This is a genomic window from Klebsiella pneumoniae complex sp. WS1778, assembly GCF_049472055.1.
GTDB classification, from domain to species: domain Bacteria; phylum Pseudomonadota; class Gammaproteobacteria; order Enterobacterales; family Enterobacteriaceae; genus Klebsiella; species Klebsiella quasipneumoniae.
This window is the reverse complement of sequence record NZ_JBKGTJ010000006.1, coordinates 38,935-57,018: the sequence shown is the minus strand read 5'-3', so window position 1 is coordinate 57,018 and position 18,084 is coordinate 38,935. Positions and strand designations below refer to the sequence as shown.

Annotated in this window: 13 protein-coding genes; 6 read left to right on the top strand and 7 right to left on the bottom strand. The window is 58.6% G+C overall.

Going from position 1 to position 18,084, the window contains the following annotated elements:
- Nucleotides 1-33: 33 nt before the first annotated feature.
- From ACLEXF_RS21755 to zapB, 4 genes are all read right to left on the bottom strand, one after another.
- Nucleotides 34-1,338 carry an SLC13 family permease gene (locus tag ACLEXF_RS21755; RefSeq protein WP_114465977.1) on the bottom strand — a complete coding sequence of 435 codons (1,305 nt, stop codon included), beginning with the start codon at nucleotides 1,336-1,338 and terminating at the stop codon, nucleotides 34-36.
- A gap of 64 nt (nucleotides 1,339-1,402) precedes the next feature.
- Nucleotides 1,403-2,173: a CDP-diacylglycerol diphosphatase gene (locus ACLEXF_RS21750; protein ID WP_161992950.1), complete on the bottom strand. Its 771-nt coding sequence runs from the start codon at nucleotides 2,171-2,173 to the stop codon at nucleotides 1,403-1,405.
- 242 nt (nucleotides 2,174-2,415) lie between these two features.
- Nucleotides 2,416-3,405: a sulfate ABC transporter substrate-binding protein gene (locus tag ACLEXF_RS21745; RefSeq protein WP_004205090.1), complete on the bottom strand. Its 990-nt coding sequence runs from the start codon at nucleotides 3,403-3,405 to the stop codon at nucleotides 2,416-2,418.
- A gap of 152 nt (nucleotides 3,406-3,557) precedes the next feature.
- Nucleotides 3,558-3,803, bottom strand: coding sequence for a septal ring assembly protein ZapB (gene zapB, locus ACLEXF_RS21740; RefSeq protein ID WP_004150222.1), 246 nt, complete (start codon nucleotides 3,801-3,803; stop codon nucleotides 3,558-3,560).
- Between the two features lie 442 nt (nucleotides 3,804-4,245).
- Between zapB and ACLEXF_RS21735 the strand changes: the two genes are divergently transcribed.
- Together ACLEXF_RS21735 and glpK are read left to right on the top strand one after the other, a co-directional pair.
- On the top strand, nucleotides 4,246-5,097 hold the full coding sequence (locus ACLEXF_RS21735; protein ID WP_049115182.1) for an MIP/aquaporin family protein: 852 nt from the start codon (nucleotides 4,246-4,248) through the stop codon (nucleotides 5,095-5,097).
- 21 nt (nucleotides 5,098-5,118) lie between these two features.
- On the top strand, nucleotides 5,119-6,630 hold the full coding sequence (gene glpK, locus ACLEXF_RS21730) for a glycerol kinase GlpK (protein ID WP_004873089.1): 1,512 nt from the start codon (nucleotides 5,119-5,121) through the stop codon (nucleotides 6,628-6,630).
- 114 nt (nucleotides 6,631-6,744) lie between these two features.
- Here the strand turns inward: glpK and gltS are convergent, their stop codons facing one another.
- Nucleotides 6,745-7,947, bottom strand: a complete 1,203-nt coding sequence (gene gltS, locus ACLEXF_RS21725; RefSeq protein WP_004901437.1) for a sodium/glutamate symporter — start codon at nucleotides 7,945-7,947, stop codon at nucleotides 6,745-6,747.
- A gap of 284 nt (nucleotides 7,948-8,231) precedes the next feature.
- Between gltS and ACLEXF_RS21720 the strand changes: the two genes are divergently transcribed.
- From ACLEXF_RS21720 to ACLEXF_RS21705, 4 genes are all read left to right on the top strand, one after another.
- On the top strand, nucleotides 8,232-9,623 hold the full coding sequence (locus ACLEXF_RS21720; RefSeq protein ID WP_407259555.1) for a nucleobase:cation symporter-2 family protein: 1,392 nt from the start codon (nucleotides 8,232-8,234) through the stop codon (nucleotides 9,621-9,623).
- A 150-nt stretch (nucleotides 9,624-9,773) separates the two neighbouring features.
- A complete protein-coding gene (locus ACLEXF_RS21715) occupies nucleotides 9,774-11,489 on the top strand; it encodes an AsmA family protein (protein WP_407259554.1) in 1,716 nt (571 codons plus the stop codon).
- Nucleotides 11,490-11,740: 251 nt separating this feature from the next.
- On the top strand, nucleotides 11,741-13,300 hold the full coding sequence (locus tag ACLEXF_RS21710; RefSeq protein WP_004205095.1) for a PTS transporter subunit EIIC: 1,560 nt from the start codon (nucleotides 11,741-11,743) through the stop codon (nucleotides 13,298-13,300).
- Nucleotides 13,301-13,312: 12 nt separating this feature from the next.
- Nucleotides 13,313-14,692 carry a 6-phospho-beta-glucosidase gene (locus ACLEXF_RS21705; RefSeq protein ID WP_023319347.1) on the top strand — a complete coding sequence of 460 codons (1,380 nt, stop codon included), beginning with the start codon at nucleotides 13,313-13,315 and terminating at the stop codon, nucleotides 14,690-14,692.
- 187 nt (nucleotides 14,693-14,879) lie between these two features.
- Here ACLEXF_RS21705 and ACLEXF_RS21700 read toward each other — a convergent pair whose 3' ends face one another.
- Together ACLEXF_RS21700 and yicI are read right to left on the bottom strand one after the other, a co-directional pair.
- Nucleotides 14,880-15,602 (bottom strand): MurR/RpiR family transcriptional regulator, encoded by a 723-nt coding sequence (locus ACLEXF_RS21700; RefSeq protein WP_004205097.1) that lies wholly within the window; start codon nucleotides 15,600-15,602, stop codon nucleotides 14,880-14,882.
- A 158-nt stretch (nucleotides 15,603-15,760) separates the two neighbouring features.
- Nucleotides 15,761-18,079, bottom strand: a complete 2,319-nt coding sequence (gene yicI / locus ACLEXF_RS21695) for an alpha-xylosidase (RefSeq protein ID WP_423265812.1) — start codon at nucleotides 18,077-18,079, stop codon at nucleotides 15,761-15,763.
- Nucleotides 18,080-18,084: the final 5 nt, after the last annotated feature.

Genomic DNA, 18,084 nt, shown 5'->3' with positions numbered 1-18,084 from the left:
TTAGCACAGCGCAAGCCGGGCTTTCTTTTGCCGCTACAGTTTTCCCAACAGCTGATACCACGCGTAGTCCAGCGGCAGTAAAATCAAATAGCTCACCGCCGCCAGCGCCAGACAAAGCAACATCCCCGCCCTCGCCGGGACTTTGCCTAACCCCATCGCGACCACGATCGGTGACGCCTGATACGGCAGCAGCGGCGTGGAATAACCCAGCACCTGAATCATAATCACGCTCAGCAGCGGGAAGCCGGTGGCGTCGGCAAAGCTCTGGGCAAAGGTGGTATACAGCGCCGGCACGCCGTTGGCGGTCATAATAAAGTTCAGCGCGCTGGTAATTCCGGTCAGCGCCAAGAAGCTGGTGAAAGGATTGTCTTTATCCAGGGGCATCACCTGCAGCAGCGCATTGCCCACCGCACCGCCAATTCCGGTTTGGGTGACGGCGATCGCCAGTCCCAGAATCCCGGCAACATAAATGCAGGTGCGCATATTCACCCCGCTGGCAAACTCTTCGCCGCTGATAAAGCCCACCCGCGGCAGCAGCGTTACCACCGCCGCCGCCAGGCCGGTCCACGCCGGGCCGACGCCGTGCCAGCTCTCGGTCACCCACAGCGTGAGGACCACCGCCAGCAGCCACGCCAGACGCTTCTCGTCGCGGCTCATCGCCGGCAGCGGCGCCAGGTCGCGCGGCGGATGCGGCTTACCAGGAAACAGCCAGCAGATTAGCGCCACCAGCGCCGCCCCTTTCAGCCAGCCAAGCACCGGCGTATGCAGCAGTAAATAGGGGACATAATTCAAGTGGATACCGTACGAGCCTTCCGCCGCGCCGCTCATCACCAGATTCGGCACGTTGGCGGGCAGAATGGTCGCCGACAGCTGAAAGGTGCCGAATCCCACCGCCAGCGCCAGGCCGAACCAGCCGCGGCTACCGTCGGCAATGCCCGCCCGGCGGGCCATCGCCGCCACGATCGGCATCAGCAGCGCGATGCGCCCCATGTTGGAAGGCATCACGAACGCCAGGGCGTAGCTCAGGAGTACCACGCTGGCGACCATCCGCGGCCAGGAGTCGGTTAGCCGCGCCGACAACGCCTGCGCCGCCCGGTCCGCCAGCCCGGTTTTACGGATCGCGATGCCGAGCACAAAACCGCTGAACACCAGCCAGAAGGCCGAGGAGGCAAAGCCGCCGAAGATCACCTCCGGCGGGGCGATTTTCGCCATCATCGCCGCAGCGAAAAACAGCAGCGCGGTGATAAACTCCGGCAGCAGCGATGTCGCCCAGAGCACAATGGTGACGCCGACAATCAGTGAAGGGAGGAACAGCGGGTGGGTAAGCCAGAGCGACATGCCTGTCTCCTGTCGTTTTTTTCAGCAAGAATACGACGACAGGTAAGACAGGTAAACGCCAGAACTAGTGGTTTGCGTTAAGGATGGCGCAGCGATGATCCTGAATCTCTTCCGCCGAGGCCCGGTTCAGGGAGAGCAGGTTACGCTCCGTCGCCAGCAGCACCAGCGAGCCGTCGCTCTGCTGGGCCATCGCCAGCGCGAAGCGTCCCATATGCTGACGCGCCTCCGGCACCTCTTCCGCCAGCATCAGGAATGGGCTGCGCTGGGCCAGCTCCGCCTCCGTCACTCGGCGCGCCAGGTATTCATGGCCCTGAAGCCCACCCGGCAACGGCAGCCAGCGGCTGCTGATCGCCGCCGCATCCTTGTCTAACTGCGCGCGCACATCGGGGCGCAGGCAAGAGATATGAATATGGAAATGGTTTTGCGTGCGTCCGCTGCGCGAGTTGATCGCCAGCGATACCGCGTTATCAGGAACCGGCGCGCCGTGGCGCTGGCTCATGATCTCACGCCCCTGCCAGGCCTGCCAGAAGAAGTTCGGCGTCAGTGGATCCAACAGCAGCGGGCTTTCGGTGCCGTTAATGCGATAGGTCGGCATCAGCAAATACTGCAGCGGGCCGTTACGATCTTTAAACAGCACATAGCCGCCCTTGAGGTTCACTTCGGCGCACGGCGACGGGTTTTGCTGCTGTTGCTGATGGGGGACGCACTGCTGCAGAACAATCTTGCGCAACGCATCCGGGTTGCCAGAGTGCAGCCAGTAGTAGCCGCCCGCCAGCGCCGCGAGGATCGTCACCAGCAGCGCCAGCAAAAAGTATCTTACTCTTCTCATTTTCATTCCCTGTTAAGCCTGAAGCGGAAGAGTAACGTAATTTGATGACTAAATGAAAACAGATGACGGGCGGAGCGTTTTCCGGGTCGCGGCTGACGCCTTGCCCGGGCTACGCACGGCGTATAACCGTAGCCCTGCTAAGCGTAGCGCAAGCAGGGATTCCCGGGTGGCGGCTGGCGCCTTGCCCGGGCTACGCACAGCGCAAAACTGTAGCCCTGCTAAGCGTAGCGCAAGCAGGGACAAGAGAATTAACGCTGGCTAATCTGGTCGAAGGTGCCGCCGTTGGAGAAGTGCTCTTTCTGCGCTTTCGTCCAGCCGCCGAACTCCTGATCGATAGTGAACAGTTTCAGTTTCGGGAATTCATTAGCATATTTCTTCGCCACGTTCGGATCGCGCGGACGGTAGAAGTTCTTCGCCGCAATCTCCTGGCCTTCCGGCGAGTAGAGATACTTCAGGTACGCTTCCGCCACCTGGCGGGTGCCTTTCTTATCCACGACTTTATCGACCACCGAAACGGTCGGCTCAGCCAGAATCGACTCACTCGGGGTCACGATTTCAAACTTGTCTTTGCCCAGTTCGTTGGTCGCCAGCAGCGCTTCGTTTTCCCAGGCGATCAGCACATCGCCGATCCCGCGTTCTACGAAGGTATTGGTCGAACCGCGCGCGCCGGAGTCCAGCACTTCCACGTTTTTATACAGCGCCTTGACGAAATCCTGGGCTTTCGCCTGGTCGCCATGGTTCTGATGTAGGGCATAGCCCCAGGCCGCCAGGTAGTTCCAGCGAGCGCCGCCGGAGCTTTTCGGGTTCGGGGTGATGACCGACACGCCCGGTTTGATCAGGTCGTTCCAGTCATGGATCTGTTTCGGGTTGCCCTTACGGACAAGGAACACGATGGTGGAAGTATAAGGCGCGGAGTTATCCGGCAGGCGCTTCAGCCAGTTTTTATCGATACGGCCGCGCTCGGCGATCGCGTCGACGTCGTAGGCCAGCGCCAGCGTAACCACATCCGCTTCAATACCGTTAATCACCGAGGTCGCCTGCTTGCCGGAGCCGCCGTGCGACTGGCGGATCACCACGTTGTCGCCGGTCTCCTGCTTCCAGTGCGCGCTGAACGCTTTGTTGTACTGTTCGTACAGCTCGCGCGTTGGATCATAAGATACGTTTAATAGCTGAAAATCTTTTGCCAGAACGCTGGCGGATGCCAGCAACAGAGTTAACCCTACGCCCCACTTATTCATCGCACCGCTCTCTTTATGTCGTGTTGTGATGGGCTAAGCGTGCCAGAAAGCGATTCAATGATTAAAGAATAAAAAAAGATTGGCTATAACTTGTGAGTATAAAGGAAGGGATAAGGATCACCCCCTCCCTGGCGGGAGAGGGCGTGAAGCGATTAGACTTCTTCCATGCGGCCCAGCAGCGCCTGCAGACGCTCCTGCCAGCCCTGCTGCTGCTCTTTCAGCTGGCTGTTTTCGCGCTCCAGCTCTTCACGACCATGCTGCGCGCTCTGAACTTCCTGCACCAGGGTGTTGTTCTTTTCTTTCAGCTCTTCGATTTCCATCTGCAACAGAGTGATGGTATCAATCGCCTGCTGAACCTTAGATTCTAATTTCTCAAACACTTCTAATGACATCGTCATACCTCTCCTGAACTTGCAAGGCGTTGATAGAAACTGGTGTTTCGTATACGCGGTCCCGCCTTAACGAAAATTAGCGCACATAGCGGTGTTATCGTCGATTGTATGAATCCCCGCCGCCCCTGTCCAGCGGCAAGCCGCGCAGATTGCGGTTTGCAACACTTTTCAGTCTTTACCTGGTACTTTCAGCGCAGTTCGCTCGTACTTCATGAGCCATTGTTAATATTATGGTTAACAAAATGCGAGGTGAAACGCTCCGGCAGCGCGCTTAATGCGCGCGAATGGCGCGAAAACGCTCATTTTCTTGACGTGGTACACACATTTGAAGTTCGATATTTCTCGTTTTTGCTCGTTAACGATAAATTAACACTATGCCTACATGGCAATATGGTCGTCTGTGACCACCCTACATACAATAATCATCACCACGCTTCAGGATTCGATTATGAGCCAAACATCAACCTTAAAAGGCCAGTGCATCGCAGAGTTCCTCGGTACCGGGTTGTTGATCTTTTTCGGCGTTGGGTGCGTGGCTGCGCTCAAGGTCGCGGGAGCCAGCTTCGGACAGTGGGAAATCAGCATCATCTGGGGTCTGGGCGTCGCCATGGCGATCTACCTGACCGCAGGGGTATCCGGTGCGCACCTTAACCCTGCGGTGACTATCGCGCTCTGGCTGTTCGCCTGCTTCGATGGCCGCAAAGTGGTTCCTTTTATTATTTCGCAATTCGCTGGCGCCTTTTGCGCTGCGGCATTAGTTTACGGGCTTTATTACAATCTTTTCCTCGATTATGAAACCACCCACCATATGGTACGCGGCAGCGTGGAAAGCCTTGATCTGGCTGGCATCTTCTCCACTTACCCGAACCCGCATATCAATTTTGTGCAGGCCTTCGCGGTAGAGATGGTGATTACCGCTATCCTGATGGGCGTCATCCTGGCACTGACCGACGATGGCAACGGTGTGCCGCGCGGCCCGCTGGCGCCGCTGCTGATCGGCCTGCTGATCGCGGTGATTGGCGCCTCCATGGGACCGCTGACCGGCTTCGCCATGAACCCGGCGCGTGATATCGGCCCGAAAGCCTTCGCCTGGCTGGCCGGCTGGGGCGACGTCGCCTTCACCGGCGGTAAAGATATTCCTTATTTCCTGGTGCCGCTGTGCGCACCGGTGGTCGGCGCGGCGCTGGGCGCGTTCAGCTATCGTAAGCTGATTGGCCGCCACCTGCCTTGCGACACCTGCGTGGACGAAGAGCAAGAGAGCCCCTCCTCTTCCCCCACTCAACATAAAGCTTCGCTGTAATCTGACTACGGGACACCGACTATGACCGACAAAAAATATATCGTTGCGCTTGACCAGGGCACTACCAGCTCCCGGGCCGTTGTGATGGATCATGATGCCAATATCGTCAGCGTCTCCCAGCGAGAATTCGAACAAATTTATCCTAAGCCAGGCTGGGTTGAACACGACCCGATGGAAATCTGGGCGTCCCAAAGCTCGACGCTGGTCGAAGCGCTGGCCAAAGCGGATATCAACTCCGATCAGATCGCGGCCATCGGTATCACCAACCAGCGTGAGACCGTGGTGGTGTGGGAGCGCGAGACCGGCAAACCGATCTATAACGCCATCGTCTGGCAGTGCCGCCGCACCGCCGAGATCTGCGAGCAGCTCAAGCGTGACGGGATGGAGGAGTATATCCGCAAGGCCACTGGCCTGGTGGTGGACCCCTACTTCTCCGGCACCAAGGTGAAATGGATCCTCGACCATGTCGAAGGTTCCCGTGAGCGTGCGAAGCGCGGTGAGCTGCTGTTCGGCACCGTGGACACCTGGCTTATCTGGAAGATGACCCAGGGTCGCGTGCACGTCACCGACTACACCAACGCCTCGCGTACCATGCTGTTCAACATCCACGACCTGGACTGGGACGACAAGATGCTCGACGCGCTGGATATTCCGCGCGCCATGCTGCCGGAAGTGCGCAAGTCGTCCGAAGTGTACGGCCAGACCAACATCGGTGGTAAAGGCGGGACCCGTATTCCTATCGCCGGGATCGCCGGTGACCAGCAGGCGGCCCTGTTCGGCCAGCTGTGCGTTAAGGAAGGGATGGCGAAAAATACCTACGGCACCGGCTGCTTTATGCTGATGAACACCGGCGAAAAAGCGGTGACCTCCACTCACGGTCTGCTGACCACCATCGCCTGCGGTCCGCGCGGCGAGGTGAACTACGCACTGGAAGGGGCGGTGTTTATGGCTGGCGCCTCCATTCAGTGGCTGCGCGACGAGATGAAGCTCATCAGCGATGCGTTCGATTCCGAGTACTTCGCCACCAAAGTGAAGGACACCAACGGCGTGTACGTCGTGCCTGCGTTCACCGGTCTTGGCGCGCCGTACTGGGACCCCTATGCCCGCGGCGCGATTTTCGGCCTCACCCGTGGCGTGAACTCGAACCACATTATCCGTGCGACGCTGGAGTCCATTGCCTATCAGACCCGCGACGTGCTGGAAGCGATGCAGGCTGACTCCGGTATCCGTCTGCATGCGCTGCGCGTGGATGGCGGCGCGGTGGCCAACAACTTCCTCATGCAGTTCCAGTCCGATATCCTCGGCACCCGCGTGGAGCGTCCGGAAGTGCGCGAAGTGACAGCCCTGGGCGCCGCCTATCTGGCCGGTCTGGCGGTCGGCTTCTGGCAGAACCTCGATGAGCTGCAGGAAAAAGCGGTGATTGAGCGTGAATTCCGCCCGGGGATTGAAACCACTGAGCGTAACTATCGTTACAGCGGCTGGAAGAAAGCGGTGAAACGCGCGTTAGCGTGGGAAGAGCACGACGAAGCGTAAGATTGTGCAGGTATTCCCGGCTTGCGGCGTAAACGCCTTAGCCGGGCTACATAACCCCAAACAGCACGATCTTGTAGCCCGGACAGGTGCGCAGCACCGCCTCCGGGTTTTTTATCAACCAAATATCGGCAGCAACAGGTACAGCTTAATCACCAGCGCGTTGACGATATCGATAAAGAACGCCCCCACCATCGGCACCACCAGGAAGGCCATATGTGACGGGCCGAAACGGTCGGTAATTGCCTGCATATTGGCGATCGCCGTCGGCGTTGCCCCCAGACCAAACCCGCAATGCCCGGCTGCCAGCACCGCGGCATCGTAGTTTTTACCCATCATCCGATAGGTGACGAACACCGCGTACAGCGCCATCGCTACCGCCTGCACCGCCAGGATAATAATCATCGGCAGCGCCAGAGAAGCCAGTTCCCAGAGCTTGAGGCTCATCAGCGCCATGGCGAGGAACAGCGACAGGCTGACGTTGCCCAGCACCGACACCGCGCGATCGAACACCCGGTACAGCCCCGCCAGCGCCAGGCTGTTGCTGAGGATCACGCCGATAAACAGCACGCAGACAAAAGTCGGCAATTCAAAGACACTGCCCGCCAACAGTTGCGCAACCACCTTGCCCACCGTCAGACAGATAGCGATCAGGGCGATACTCTCGATCAGCACCAGCGAGGTGATCACCCGCCCCACGTCCGGCTTTTCGAAGGCGGTCGGCGCCACCTGATCGTCCGGCGTCCCGTCCGGCGAGGAAGAGTGTTTCACCAGGTAACGCGCCACCGGGCCGCCGATCAGGCCGCCGAGCACCAGGCCGAAAGTCGCGCAGGCCATCGCCACCTCGGTGGCGTTGGCAAAACCATAGCGCTCAACGAACAGCTTGCTCCATGCCGCCCCGGTGCCGTGGCCGCCGGAAAGGGTAATAGAACCGGCCAGCAGACCCATCAGCGGATCCAGGCCCAACAGCTTCGCCATGCCGATACCGAGGGCGTTCTGCAGCAGCAACAGACCAACCACCACAATCAGAAAGGTACCCAGTACCTTGCCGCCCGCCCGCAGGCTGGCCAGGTTGGCGTTCAGACCGATGGTGGCGAAGAACGCCAGCATCAGCGGATCTTTGAGGCTCATATCGAAATCAATATCGATATCCATACTTTTTTTCAGCACCAGCAGCGCCAGCGCCACCAGCAGACCGCCGGCAACAGGTTCAGGAATGGTGTATTTCTTGAGGAGGGGTACGGTTTGGACGAGTTTTCTGCCGAGTAATAGCACAAGCGTTGCGGCAACGAGCGTCGATAAGGTATCGAGATGAAACATAAAAAGCTCCTTATGGGCGCATGATCCATTCACACGCGACGATATTCCTGGTGTCTTTAGCTTCTCTTCATGAGGAGGCAGAGGGGGATTTTACGCAGAACGGCGGAAAAAATGACAGAAAAAGATATTTTGTATCCTGAATGATGCGATTTAGCATACATAATGTTAATAATCTCCTTGCGCATATTCACAGCATAAATTTTTATGGGCAAACGCTGGCAAACGTTTGCTTTTGGTCTACAGTCCGATAAAATTCCCGCTTTGCCACCTTGGGATTGCTTGTGATGTCCGTTAACACCGCAGAGTCAGAAAATGCGCAACCGGTTGCGCATAAACCAGCCAGCGAATTAATTTACCGCCTCGAAGATCGCCCGCCCCTACCGCAAACCCTGTTCGCCGCCTTCCAGCACCTGCTGGCGATGTTTGTCGCGGTGATCACCCCGGCGCTGTTAATCTGCCAGGCTCTCGGTCTCCCGGCGCAAGATACCCAACATATCATCAGCATGTCGCTGTTCGCCTCCGGCGTGGCCTCCATTATTCAGATCAAAGCCTGGGGCCCGGTCGGTTCCGGACTGCTCTCCATCCAGGGCACCAGCTTCAACTTTGTCGCCCCGCTGATCATGGGCGGCACCGCGCTGAAAACCGGCGGCGCCGACGTCCCGACGATGATGGCCGCCCTGTTCGGCACCCTGATGCTGGCCAGCTGCACGGAAATGGTCCTCTCCCGCGTCCTGCACCTCGCGCGCCGCATCATTACCCCGCTGGTCTCCGGCGTGGTGGTGATGATCATCGGCCTGTCGCTGATTCAGGTTGGGTTGACCTCCATCGGCGGCGGCTACGCGGCGATGGCCGACCATAGCTTCGGCGCGCCGAAGAACCTGCTGCTGGCGGGCATCGTGCTGGCGCTGATCATCATTCTCAACCGCCAGCGTAATCCCTATTTGCGCATCGCTTCGCTGGTGATTGCCATGGCGGCGGGCTATCTGGCGGCGTGGTTCCTGGATATGCTGCCGGCCAACACCGCCCCGACCAACAGCAGCCTCATCACCGTCCCGACGCCGCTCTACTATGGCCTCGGCATTGACTGGAGCCTGCTGCTGCCGCTGATGCTGGTGTTTATGATCACCTCCCTGGAAACCATCGGCGATATCACCGCCACCTCCGACGTCTCCGAACAGCCGGTCTCGGGTCCGCTGTATATGAAGCGCCTGAAAGGCGGCGTGCTGGCTAACGGCCTCAACTCCTTTGTGTCCGCGGTCTTCAACACCTTCCCGAACTCCTGCTTCGGCCAGAACAACGGCGTGATCCAGCTGACCGGCGTCGCCAGCCGCTACGTCGGCTTTGTGGTGGCGCTGATGCTGATCGTCCTCGGGCTGTTCCCGGCGGTGAGCGGCTTCGTACAGCATATCCCTGAGCCAGTGCTCGGCGGCGCCACGCTGGTGATGTTCGGCACCATCGCCGCGTCCGGCGTGCGCATCGTCTCCCGCGAGCCGCTGAATCGCCGGGCGATCCTGATTATCGCCCTGTCGCTGGCGGTGGGCCTCGGCGTGTCGCAGCAGCCGTTGATCCTGCAGTTCGCGCCGGACTGGCTGAAGAATCTGCTCTCCTCCGGTATCGCCGCCGGCGGTATCACGGCGATTGTTCTGAATTTAATTTTCCCGCCAGAAAAAGCCTGATTTAACGCGTCCCGGTCGTGCCATCGGCCGGGGCACCCTGGCGCTGCCCTCCACCGCCTGCCCCGTCACGGAAATAAACCACGCCTGCCTTGAGAAGTGCGCATAAATCGGGCATAACACGGTTATGTGCATCTCACAGAATGGAAGACCATGAAATTTCTTGGAAAGCTGATTCTCTGGCTGCTAGTCGCTCTGCTGCTCGTCATCGTTGGCGCGTGGTTCCTGCTGCAAACCCACTGGGGCGCCCGCCAGGCCAGCGCCTGGCTCAGCAATGGCACCGGCTGGCAGGTCTCCTTCGATGCGATGGACCACGATTTCTCCTCCCCTCTTCATGTGCAGTTGCAAAACGTCACCTTTGGCCGGGAAGGCAAGCCGGCAACCCTGGTGGCGAAAACGGTCGATATTGGCTTCAGCACCCGCCAGTTTAGCGACCCGCTGCATGCGGATGAGATTGTCCTTAACGACGGCACCCTGAATCTGTCACCCCACTCTGCCGACCTGCCGTTCGCTGCAGACCGGCTAATGTTGCGCAATATGGCCTTCAATAGTCCGGAAACCGGCTGGGCGCTCAGCGCGCAGCGCGTCACTGGCGGCGTCAGCCCATGGGCGCCGGAGGCAGGCAATGTGCTGGGGAAAACGGCGCAGATCCAGATGAGCGCGGGCTCGATGACGCTCAATGGCGTCGAAGCCAGCAATGTTCTGATTCAGGGCAAGATTGATCAGGGCGAGGTCACCCTCTCCACCCTCGGCGCCGATGTCGCCCGCGGCACCTTAACCGGCAATGCGAAACGCAGCGCCGACGGCAGCTGGCTGGTGGATAACCTGCAGCTCAATGAGATCCGACTGCAGAGCGCCGCCTCGCTGGCCGACTTTTTCGCGCCGTTAACCACGGTCCCCTCTCTGCAGATTGGCCGCCTGGATATCACCGACGCCCGCCTGCAGGGGCCGGACTGGGCGGTAACCGACCTTGACCTGAGCCTGCGCAACCTGACGCTCAGTCACGGCGGCTGGCAGAGCCAGGACGGCGCGCTGTCGATGAATGCCAGCGAATTTATCTACGGCTCGCTGCACTTTTTCGACCCGATCCTGAATGCCGAATTTTCACCCCAGGGTATTGCCCTGCGCCAGTTCTCCTCGCGCTGGGAGGGCGGCATGGTGCGAACCTCCGGCAGCTGGCTGCGCGCCGGTAACGCGCTGGTGCTTGACGACACCGCCTTCGCCGGGCTGGAGTACACGCTGCCGGCGAACTGGAAGCCACTGTGGATGGCGCCGCTGCCGGCCTGGCTGCAAAGCCTGACGCTTAAAAAATTCAGCGCCAGCCGCAACCTGATCATCGATGTGGACCCAGCCTTCCCATGGCAGATTACCGCTCTCGATGGCTATGGCGGCGAGCTTCAGCTGGTGAAAAACGGCAGCTGGGGGGTGTGGAACGGTAGCGCGACGCTGAACGCCGCGGCGGCGACCTTTAACCGAATTGACGTGCGTCGCCCTTCACTCAAGCTGAGCGCCACGGCGTCGACGGTCAATATCACTGAGCTCAGCGCCTTCACCGAGCGCGGCATTCTGCAGGCCACCGCCGCGGTATCCCAGCTGCCGCAGCGCCAGGTCAATTTGAGCCTGAACGGCCGCGGCGTGCCGCTGAATATTCTGCAGGCCTGGGGCTGGCCTTCGCTCCCCATTAGCGGGGATGGCAACCTCCAGCTGACCGCCAGCGGCAGCGTGCAGGCCGATGCCCCGCTCAAGCCGACGGTCAACGCACAGCTTAGCGCCGTAAATATGGAGAAACAGCAGGTGGCGCAAACCATGCGCAACGGCGAGGTCAATACCGCCCCCGCCGCGCCAGCGTCCGCTCCCGTCACGCCCTAGCGATGCCCCATCCCCCTCTCCCCCACGGGGAGAGGGAACGCTTCTCTGCAAACACTCCGCTCTGGCTACGCCCTTTCCCTTTCAGGGAGGGGGTCTGCAAGCATTCTGAAACCTGTGTGCAATAAGCGGCTATCTGTGCCTATTTACCGCTACTGGTTCCTTTCAAATATCAGAGTTGCTATAACCAAAATACTGGAAGTCGATAAAAAGAAACCGCTCCCTGTACCTACAAAAATATAAAAGGATCAATCATGCCTGAAATACGTCAGCGTATTCTGGAGAATATGCAAAAATTCTCCCGGGCCATGATCGGCGCCGTATTGTTCTTGCCGGTCATTGGCTTAATTCTGGCCCTCAGTTCAGTATTAACTAATCCGACATTAATAGCTGAAACCAGTTTCCTGCACCAGCTTGGGCAGATGCTCGGCGACACCTTTTGGCCTCTATTTGGCAACCTCGGCTTATTATTTTGCGTCGGTATTAGCTATGGCCTGGCAAAAGATAAAAAAACCGAAGTCGCGCTGGTTGCGGTGATGTGCTTCATTATGTTTCTTGGCGCCAACCACTCCTGGCTGGAACACACCCACGGACTCGCCGAAAAAATTAACGGTGAATATTATGGCACCGGGCAAACCCAACTGCTGGGCTTTGTAGTGGTGGATATGGGCGTTTTCCTTGGCATTATTCTCGGCTGCACTATCGCGTGGGTGCACAATAAAGTTTCTACCATTGAGCTGCCCGGCGCGCTGTCGATGTACGGCGGCGCCAAGCTGACGCTGGTGGCGATGACGCCGGTGGTTATCTTCTACGCCATCGCCTTTACCTGGATTTGGCCGTTTATGACCCACGGCATCTCCGCCCTCACCGGCTTTATGAAAAATGCCGGGGTCGCCGGGGTCTTCGTCTATGGTTTCTTTGAAAAATTTCTTATCCCGACCGGCCTGCACCATTTTGTCTGGTCACCCTTCCAGCTCACCCAGATTGGCGGCACCCTGAACGTGGACGGCCAGGTGGTCTCCGGTACCCAGGCCATTTTTCTCGCCTATATGCGCCATCCGGATCTGACCCCGGTGATGAATGAGGCCCTACGCTTCTCACAGCAAGGGATGACCACCATCTTCGGCCTGGCCGGCGCCTCGCTGGCGTTCTACCACACCGCGAAGCCGGAGAAAAAAGTGATGGCCAAGGCGATTCTGCTGCCGGCAATTATCACCTCGATGCTGACTGGCATCACCGAGCCGATTGAGTTCACCTTCTTGTTTGTCTCGCCGCTGCTGTGGGTGATCCATGCGACGTTAACCGCCGCCTCGCAGGCCATTTGCGACCTCTTCACCGTACGCCCCTGGGGAGCCTCGGGCCTGATCGAATTTCTGATCTATAACCTGCCGCTACCGGTCTCCTTAACGCGCTGGCCGGGATATGTCCTTATCGGTATCGGCCAGTTCGCCGTCTACTACGTGATTTTCCGCACTCTGGTGGTGAAGCTGAATCTGAAAACGCCGGGCCGGGAAGATGACGAGAACGTGAAGCTCTACAGCAAAGCGGAGTATCGCCAGAAAGTCGCGCAGCCGCAGTCGGTCACCGATGACATTATCCGCGGTCTCGGGGGCAAGGAGAATATTCTCTCCGTCGATAATTGTTTTACCCGCCTGCGCGTGGCCGTGCGCGATATGGCGCGGGTTGATGACGCGCAATTAAAAAATACCGGCGCCAACGGCGTAGTGCGCAATCGCAATGAGGTTCAGGTTATTTATGGCGTAAAAGTGGGACAGGTACGTTCCCGGGTTGATAACTGGTTAGCAGAAAATTAATGAGGAGTTTGTATGAAATTAACCGTATTAGGCGGGGGCGGCGTTCGCTCTGCATTTTTAGCGAAATCTCTGGCATATAATGCTCACCGCATTGGTTTAACGGAGGTGGTTTTTCTCGATAACTCTGCAGATAATCTGGCGATATTCGGTGAAATTGCCCGCTATGTATTTACGACCATTCGCCCGGATATTCATTTCACGACCACTACCGATCCGGTCGCGGCGCTACAAAACGCCAATTATATTATTACCACCCTGCGGGTCGGTGGTGATGAAAGCCGTATTCGCGACGAGCGCATTGCGCTGCAACATAACACCCTCGGCCAGGAGACCACCGGCGCCGGCGGTTTCGCGATGGCCATGCGTTCGATCCCGGCGATCCTCGACTATTGCCGGCTGATCGAAGCGCATGCCGCCGAAGACGCCATTCTGTTTAACTTTACCAACCCCTCAGGCCTGGTGACGGAAGCGATCGTCAAGTCCGGCTTTAAGCGTCGGGTCTACGGGATCTGCGATGCCCCCTCCGAGCTGATTCGTGAGCTGCCGGCGATCCTCGGCTGTGAGGAGCGCGACCTGAGCGTGGAATGCTATGGGCTGAACCATTTCTCCTGGTTTACCCACTTCACCGTGCGCGGGGAAGCGGTGACCGAGCGGCTGATCGCCAGCCCGGCGCTGTACCAGAAGACCGCGATGCAGTATTTCTCACCCGAACTGGTGCGGCTGTGCGATAACCAGTTACTCAACGAATATCTCTATTATTATTACTATCGCGACGAGGCGCTGAAGGCGATTCAGGGGGCAGGCGAAACGCGCGGGGAGCAGATCGCCCGTATCAATCAGGAGATGCGCCAGGCGCTGCGCACCGTGGATGCCAGAACGCAGCCGGAAGCCGCCTTCAATATCTGGATGCAGCACTACCTTCGCCGGGAAAATAGCTATATGCAGAACGAATCCCGGCAGGAGAAATTTCATACCCGCGAGCCGCTGACGCTGCGGCAGTTTATCGAAGAGCCGGACACCGGCGGCTATGCCGGGGTGGCGCTGGATATTCTGGAAGCGGTGAACAGCACCACCACCAAGCGGATCGTGGTGTCGATCCAGAATAATGGCACGCTCGACTTTTTGCGCCCTGACGACGTGATTGAGATCAGCTGCGACCTGAGCCGGGAGGGTCTCAAGCCGGTAACGCCGGTGAAGGTGCCGACGGCGCAGAAAAATATGATTTCCTGCGTGAAAGAGTATGAGCGGCTGGCGGTTGCGGCGATCCTGCAGCAGGATAAGTCGCTGGCGGTGCGGGCGCTGATGGCGCACCCGCTGATCGGTTCCTATTCGCTGGCGAAAACCCTGGTCGAGGCCTACCTCGACGATGAGCAGTTCGCCGCCTGGCGGTAACCTGCTGCCGATGGGATTCCCCCGCTTGCGCTACGCTTAGCGGGGCTACGAACGGAGCGGTTATGATTTTATGTAGGTCGGGTCAAGCGTAAGCCGCCACCCGACAAATAGCCGCATCACCCGGTAGCCCGGATAAGGCGCCAGCCGCCATCCGGGAACTCCCCCGCTCGCACCGCGCTTAGCGGGTCTAGCTATTGCTCCGTACGCGGGTAAACCACATCTTCAGTAGCCGCTCAAAGCCTAAGATGCAGTAGCCGAAAAACGGGTTGCTCCAGTAAATATCATCGTCAAACTTCTGCGGGTCGTGAATAATAAACGCCGTATCTGCAGCCTGCGCCAGCGGGCTCTGATAATCACCGGTAAAGCAGACCAGATTAATCTCCTTCCCCTCCAGGGCCTTCACCCAGTTAAGCGCTGAGCTGCTGCGCCCGGATTTCGAAATGATCCAGATGGAGTCGAAGCGAGCGGCGTTTTTCTGTTCAAGAATTTCGTAATCCGGCCACAGCGCCAGGCTGGCATTCACCCCAGTGACGAGAAACTTGTTATAAATATACTGGGCGATCAGCTGCGAAAAGCCGCTGCCGTGGATCAGGACGCGCTGCTGCGCGAGGCTTGCCAGCAGTGGCGTCAGCGCCTCCGCCGGCTGAATGCTCATATAGTCGATATCGTTGGTGACATCGAGCTTCGGCATGGTGATATTGAACTTGATGAAATAGACCAGCTCCAGCCAGCCGCTGAACTTAAGCTTTTTCGCCAGCCGTACCAGCGAGGAGGGATTACTGTAGCACTGCTCCGCCACGGCGCGGACCCCCTGGCGGATACACTGCTCCGGGTCGTTCTGGATAAAGCGCAGCACGGTCATTTCCGTTTTGCTTAGCTTCACGTCACGAAAGATATTTTCTACGTCCATGGCGGGCTCCTCTCAGCGGCAGAATACGCTATCACCGTTCAGCAACGGAGTCTGCGGCCTGAGTCACCAGACTGAAATGAATATTACTTTTTGTACAAAAATGGAATAAAAAACCCTCTCCGCCAGGCGAAGAGGGTCTCTGCCGTTAACGCAGTCTTTTACAACGTAATCGTCAGCGTATTGCCCTGGGCGCTCACCACCACACCCCATTCGCTGCCGGTCTGCGTGCCGCCCTGAACGCCGGCTATCTGCTGGATATTGCGCAGGCACAGCGTCCAGCCGCGGGCTTCGCCTTCGCCGCTCACGGCGATGGTGTTGCCCTGGCGCTTCGCCTTCAGGGTGAAGATCGTGGAACCGTCCGCCGCCAGAACCTGACAGCGCGCCTCGCGCCCCTCTTCGAGGTGGAACAGCTGGAAGGCGGTGCCTTCATGCCAGGCATAATCGGGTTTCTGGTCATTGTTGCCCAGCGCCAGCAGAGTATTGTCGCGAATGTAGACCGGCAGACTCAGCGCATTATGATTCTGCTTATGCCAGCGGCTACCCGGCAATTCATCGTTATGCCACAGATGCGTCCAGCGCCCTTCCGGCAGATAAAACTGCACATCGCCCGCTTCGGAGAACACCGGCGCGACCAGCACTGAATCACCCAGCATATACTGGCGGTCGAGATAGTCGCAGGTCGGATCGTCCGGGAACTCGAGCATCATCGCGCGCAGCATCGGGGTGCCGTACTCATTGGCCAATGCCGCCTGACGATAGAGATAGGGCATCATGCGGCATTTCAGCTGCGTGAAGTGGCGCACCACGTCGCAGGACTCTTCGTCGTAGGCCCATGGCACACGATAGGATTTACTGCCGTGCAGGCGGCTGTGGCTGGAAAGCAGGCCGAAGGCGCACCAGCGCTTGTAGACGTGGGCCGGGGCGGTATTCTCGAAACCGCCGATATCGTGGCTCCAGAAACCGAAGCCAGACATGCCGATCGACAACCCGCCGCGCAGGCTTTCCGCCATCGATTCGTAATTGGCGTAGCAGTCGCCGCCCCAGTGCACCGGGAACTGCTGTGCGCCCACCGAGGCGGAGCGAGCGAACAGCACCGCTTCTTTCTCGCCGACGGTCTCTTTCAGCACGTTCCACACCAGTTCGTTATAGATGAAGGCGTAATGGTTGTGCATTTTCTGCGGGTCAGAACCATCAAACCACTGCACATCGGTCGGGATGCGTTCGCCGAAGTCGGTCTTGAAGCAGTCGACGCCCATCGCCACCAGGCCTTTGAGTTTGTCGGCGTACCACTGACAGGCTTCCGGGTTGGTGAAGTCATATATCGCCAGCCCAGGCTGCCACTTATCCCACTGCCACAGCGAACCGTCCGGGCGCTTCAGCAGACAGCCCTTCTCTCTCAGCTCCTTGAACACCGGCGAGCGCTGGCCGATATACGGATTGATCCACACGCAGATCTTCAGCCCTTTCGCCTTCAGGCGCTTGATCATCCCTTCCGGGTCCGGGAAAGTCAGCGGATCCCATTCGAAATCGCACCACTGGAAGGCCTTCATCCAGAAACAGTCGAAATGGAAGACGTGCAGCGGCAGCTGGCGCTCGGCCATGCCGTCGATAAAGCGGTTCACCGTCGCTTCGTCATAGTTGGTGGTGAACGAGGTGGTCAGCCACAGACCAAACGACCATGCCGGCGGCAGCGCCGGGCGACCGGTGAGCTGCGTATAGCGGTTGAGCACCGCTTTCGGCGTCGGGCCGTCGATCACGAAGTACTCAAGGTATTCGCCTTCCACGCTAAACTGGACTTTCGAGACCTTCTCCGAGCCCACCTCGAAGGAGACGCGCTGCGGGTGATTGACCAGCACGCCGTAGCCGCGGTTGGTCAGGTAGAACGGAATGTTTTTATAGGATTGCTCGGTGCTGGTGCCGCCGTCTTCGTTCCAGGTTTCTACCGTCTGGCCGTTGCGCACCAGGGCGGTAAAGCGCTCGCCGAGACCGTAGACGGTTTCGCCGACACCGAGGTCGAGGCGCTCAAACAGATAATTGCGCTGGGTCTGACTATCCTGCACGTAGCCATTGTTTTTCAGCTGACTACCGGTGATACGCACGCCGTCGCGCAGAAAATCCAGCGCCCAGAATTCGCCTTTAGTAACGCGCACGCTAAGGCTACCGCTTTTCAGCTCGGCGAATTCGGCCGTATCCTCTATGGTGACATTGACGTCGTTCTGCACGTTCAGCGGGTAGTGCGGACCGTTATCCAGCGCGCCCTGGAAGTGCTCCATACGCACCCCGATCACCCCTTCCAGCGGGGAGAAAAAGCGCAGGGTGAATAACGGCGTATCCAGCTGCCAGGCGCGTTCGCGGACATCGCGCGGCGCGGCATAGACCACCATTTCATTCCCCTGCTGCTCCACCTCATAAACCTGTACGGGTTGGATCAGGGTGAGCCCTGGTTGAATGAGCCAGTTTCCATCACTGATTTTCATTAAAA

Bases quoted from the DNA above. Each gene is read 5' to 3' on its own strand.
- ACLEXF_RS21755 (WP_114465977.1), bottom strand. From the start codon at position 1,338: ATGTCGCTCTGGCTTACCCACCCGCTGTTCCTCCCTTCACTGATTGTC.
- ACLEXF_RS21750 (WP_161992950.1), bottom strand. From the start codon at position 2,173: ATGAAAATGAGAAGAGTAAGATACTTTTTGCTGGCGCTGCTGGTGACG.
- ACLEXF_RS21745 (WP_004205090.1), bottom strand. From the start codon at position 3,405: ATGAATAAGTGGGGCGTAGGGTTAACTCTGTTGCTGGCATCCGCCAGC.
- zapB (WP_004150222.1), bottom strand. From the start codon at position 3,803: ATGACGATGTCATTAGAAGTGTTTGAGAAATTAGAATCTAAGGTTCAG.
- ACLEXF_RS21735 (WP_049115182.1), top strand. From the start codon at position 4,246: ATGAGCCAAACATCAACCTTAAAAGGCCAGTGCATCGCAGAGTTCCTC.
- glpK (WP_004873089.1), top strand. From the start codon at position 5,119: ATGACCGACAAAAAATATATCGTTGCGCTTGACCAGGGCACTACCAGC.
- gltS (WP_004901437.1), bottom strand. From the start codon at position 7,947: ATGTTTCATCTCGATACCTTATCGACGCTCGTTGCCGCAACGCTTGTG.
- ACLEXF_RS21720 (WP_407259555.1), top strand. From the start codon at position 8,232: ATGTCCGTTAACACCGCAGAGTCAGAAAATGCGCAACCGGTTGCGCAT.
- ACLEXF_RS21715 (WP_407259554.1), top strand. From the start codon at position 9,774: ATGAAATTTCTTGGAAAGCTGATTCTCTGGCTGCTAGTCGCTCTGCTG.
- ACLEXF_RS21710 (WP_004205095.1), top strand. From the start codon at position 11,741: ATGCCTGAAATACGTCAGCGTATTCTGGAGAATATGCAAAAATTCTCC.
- ACLEXF_RS21705 (WP_023319347.1), top strand. From the start codon at position 13,313: ATGAAATTAACCGTATTAGGCGGGGGCGGCGTTCGCTCTGCATTTTTA.
- ACLEXF_RS21700 (WP_004205097.1), bottom strand. From the start codon at position 15,602: ATGGACGTAGAAAATATCTTTCGTGACGTGAAGCTAAGCAAAACGGAA.
- yicI (WP_423265812.1), bottom strand. From the start codon at position 18,079: ATGAAAATCAGTGATGGAAACTGGCTCATTCAACCAGGGCTCACCCTG.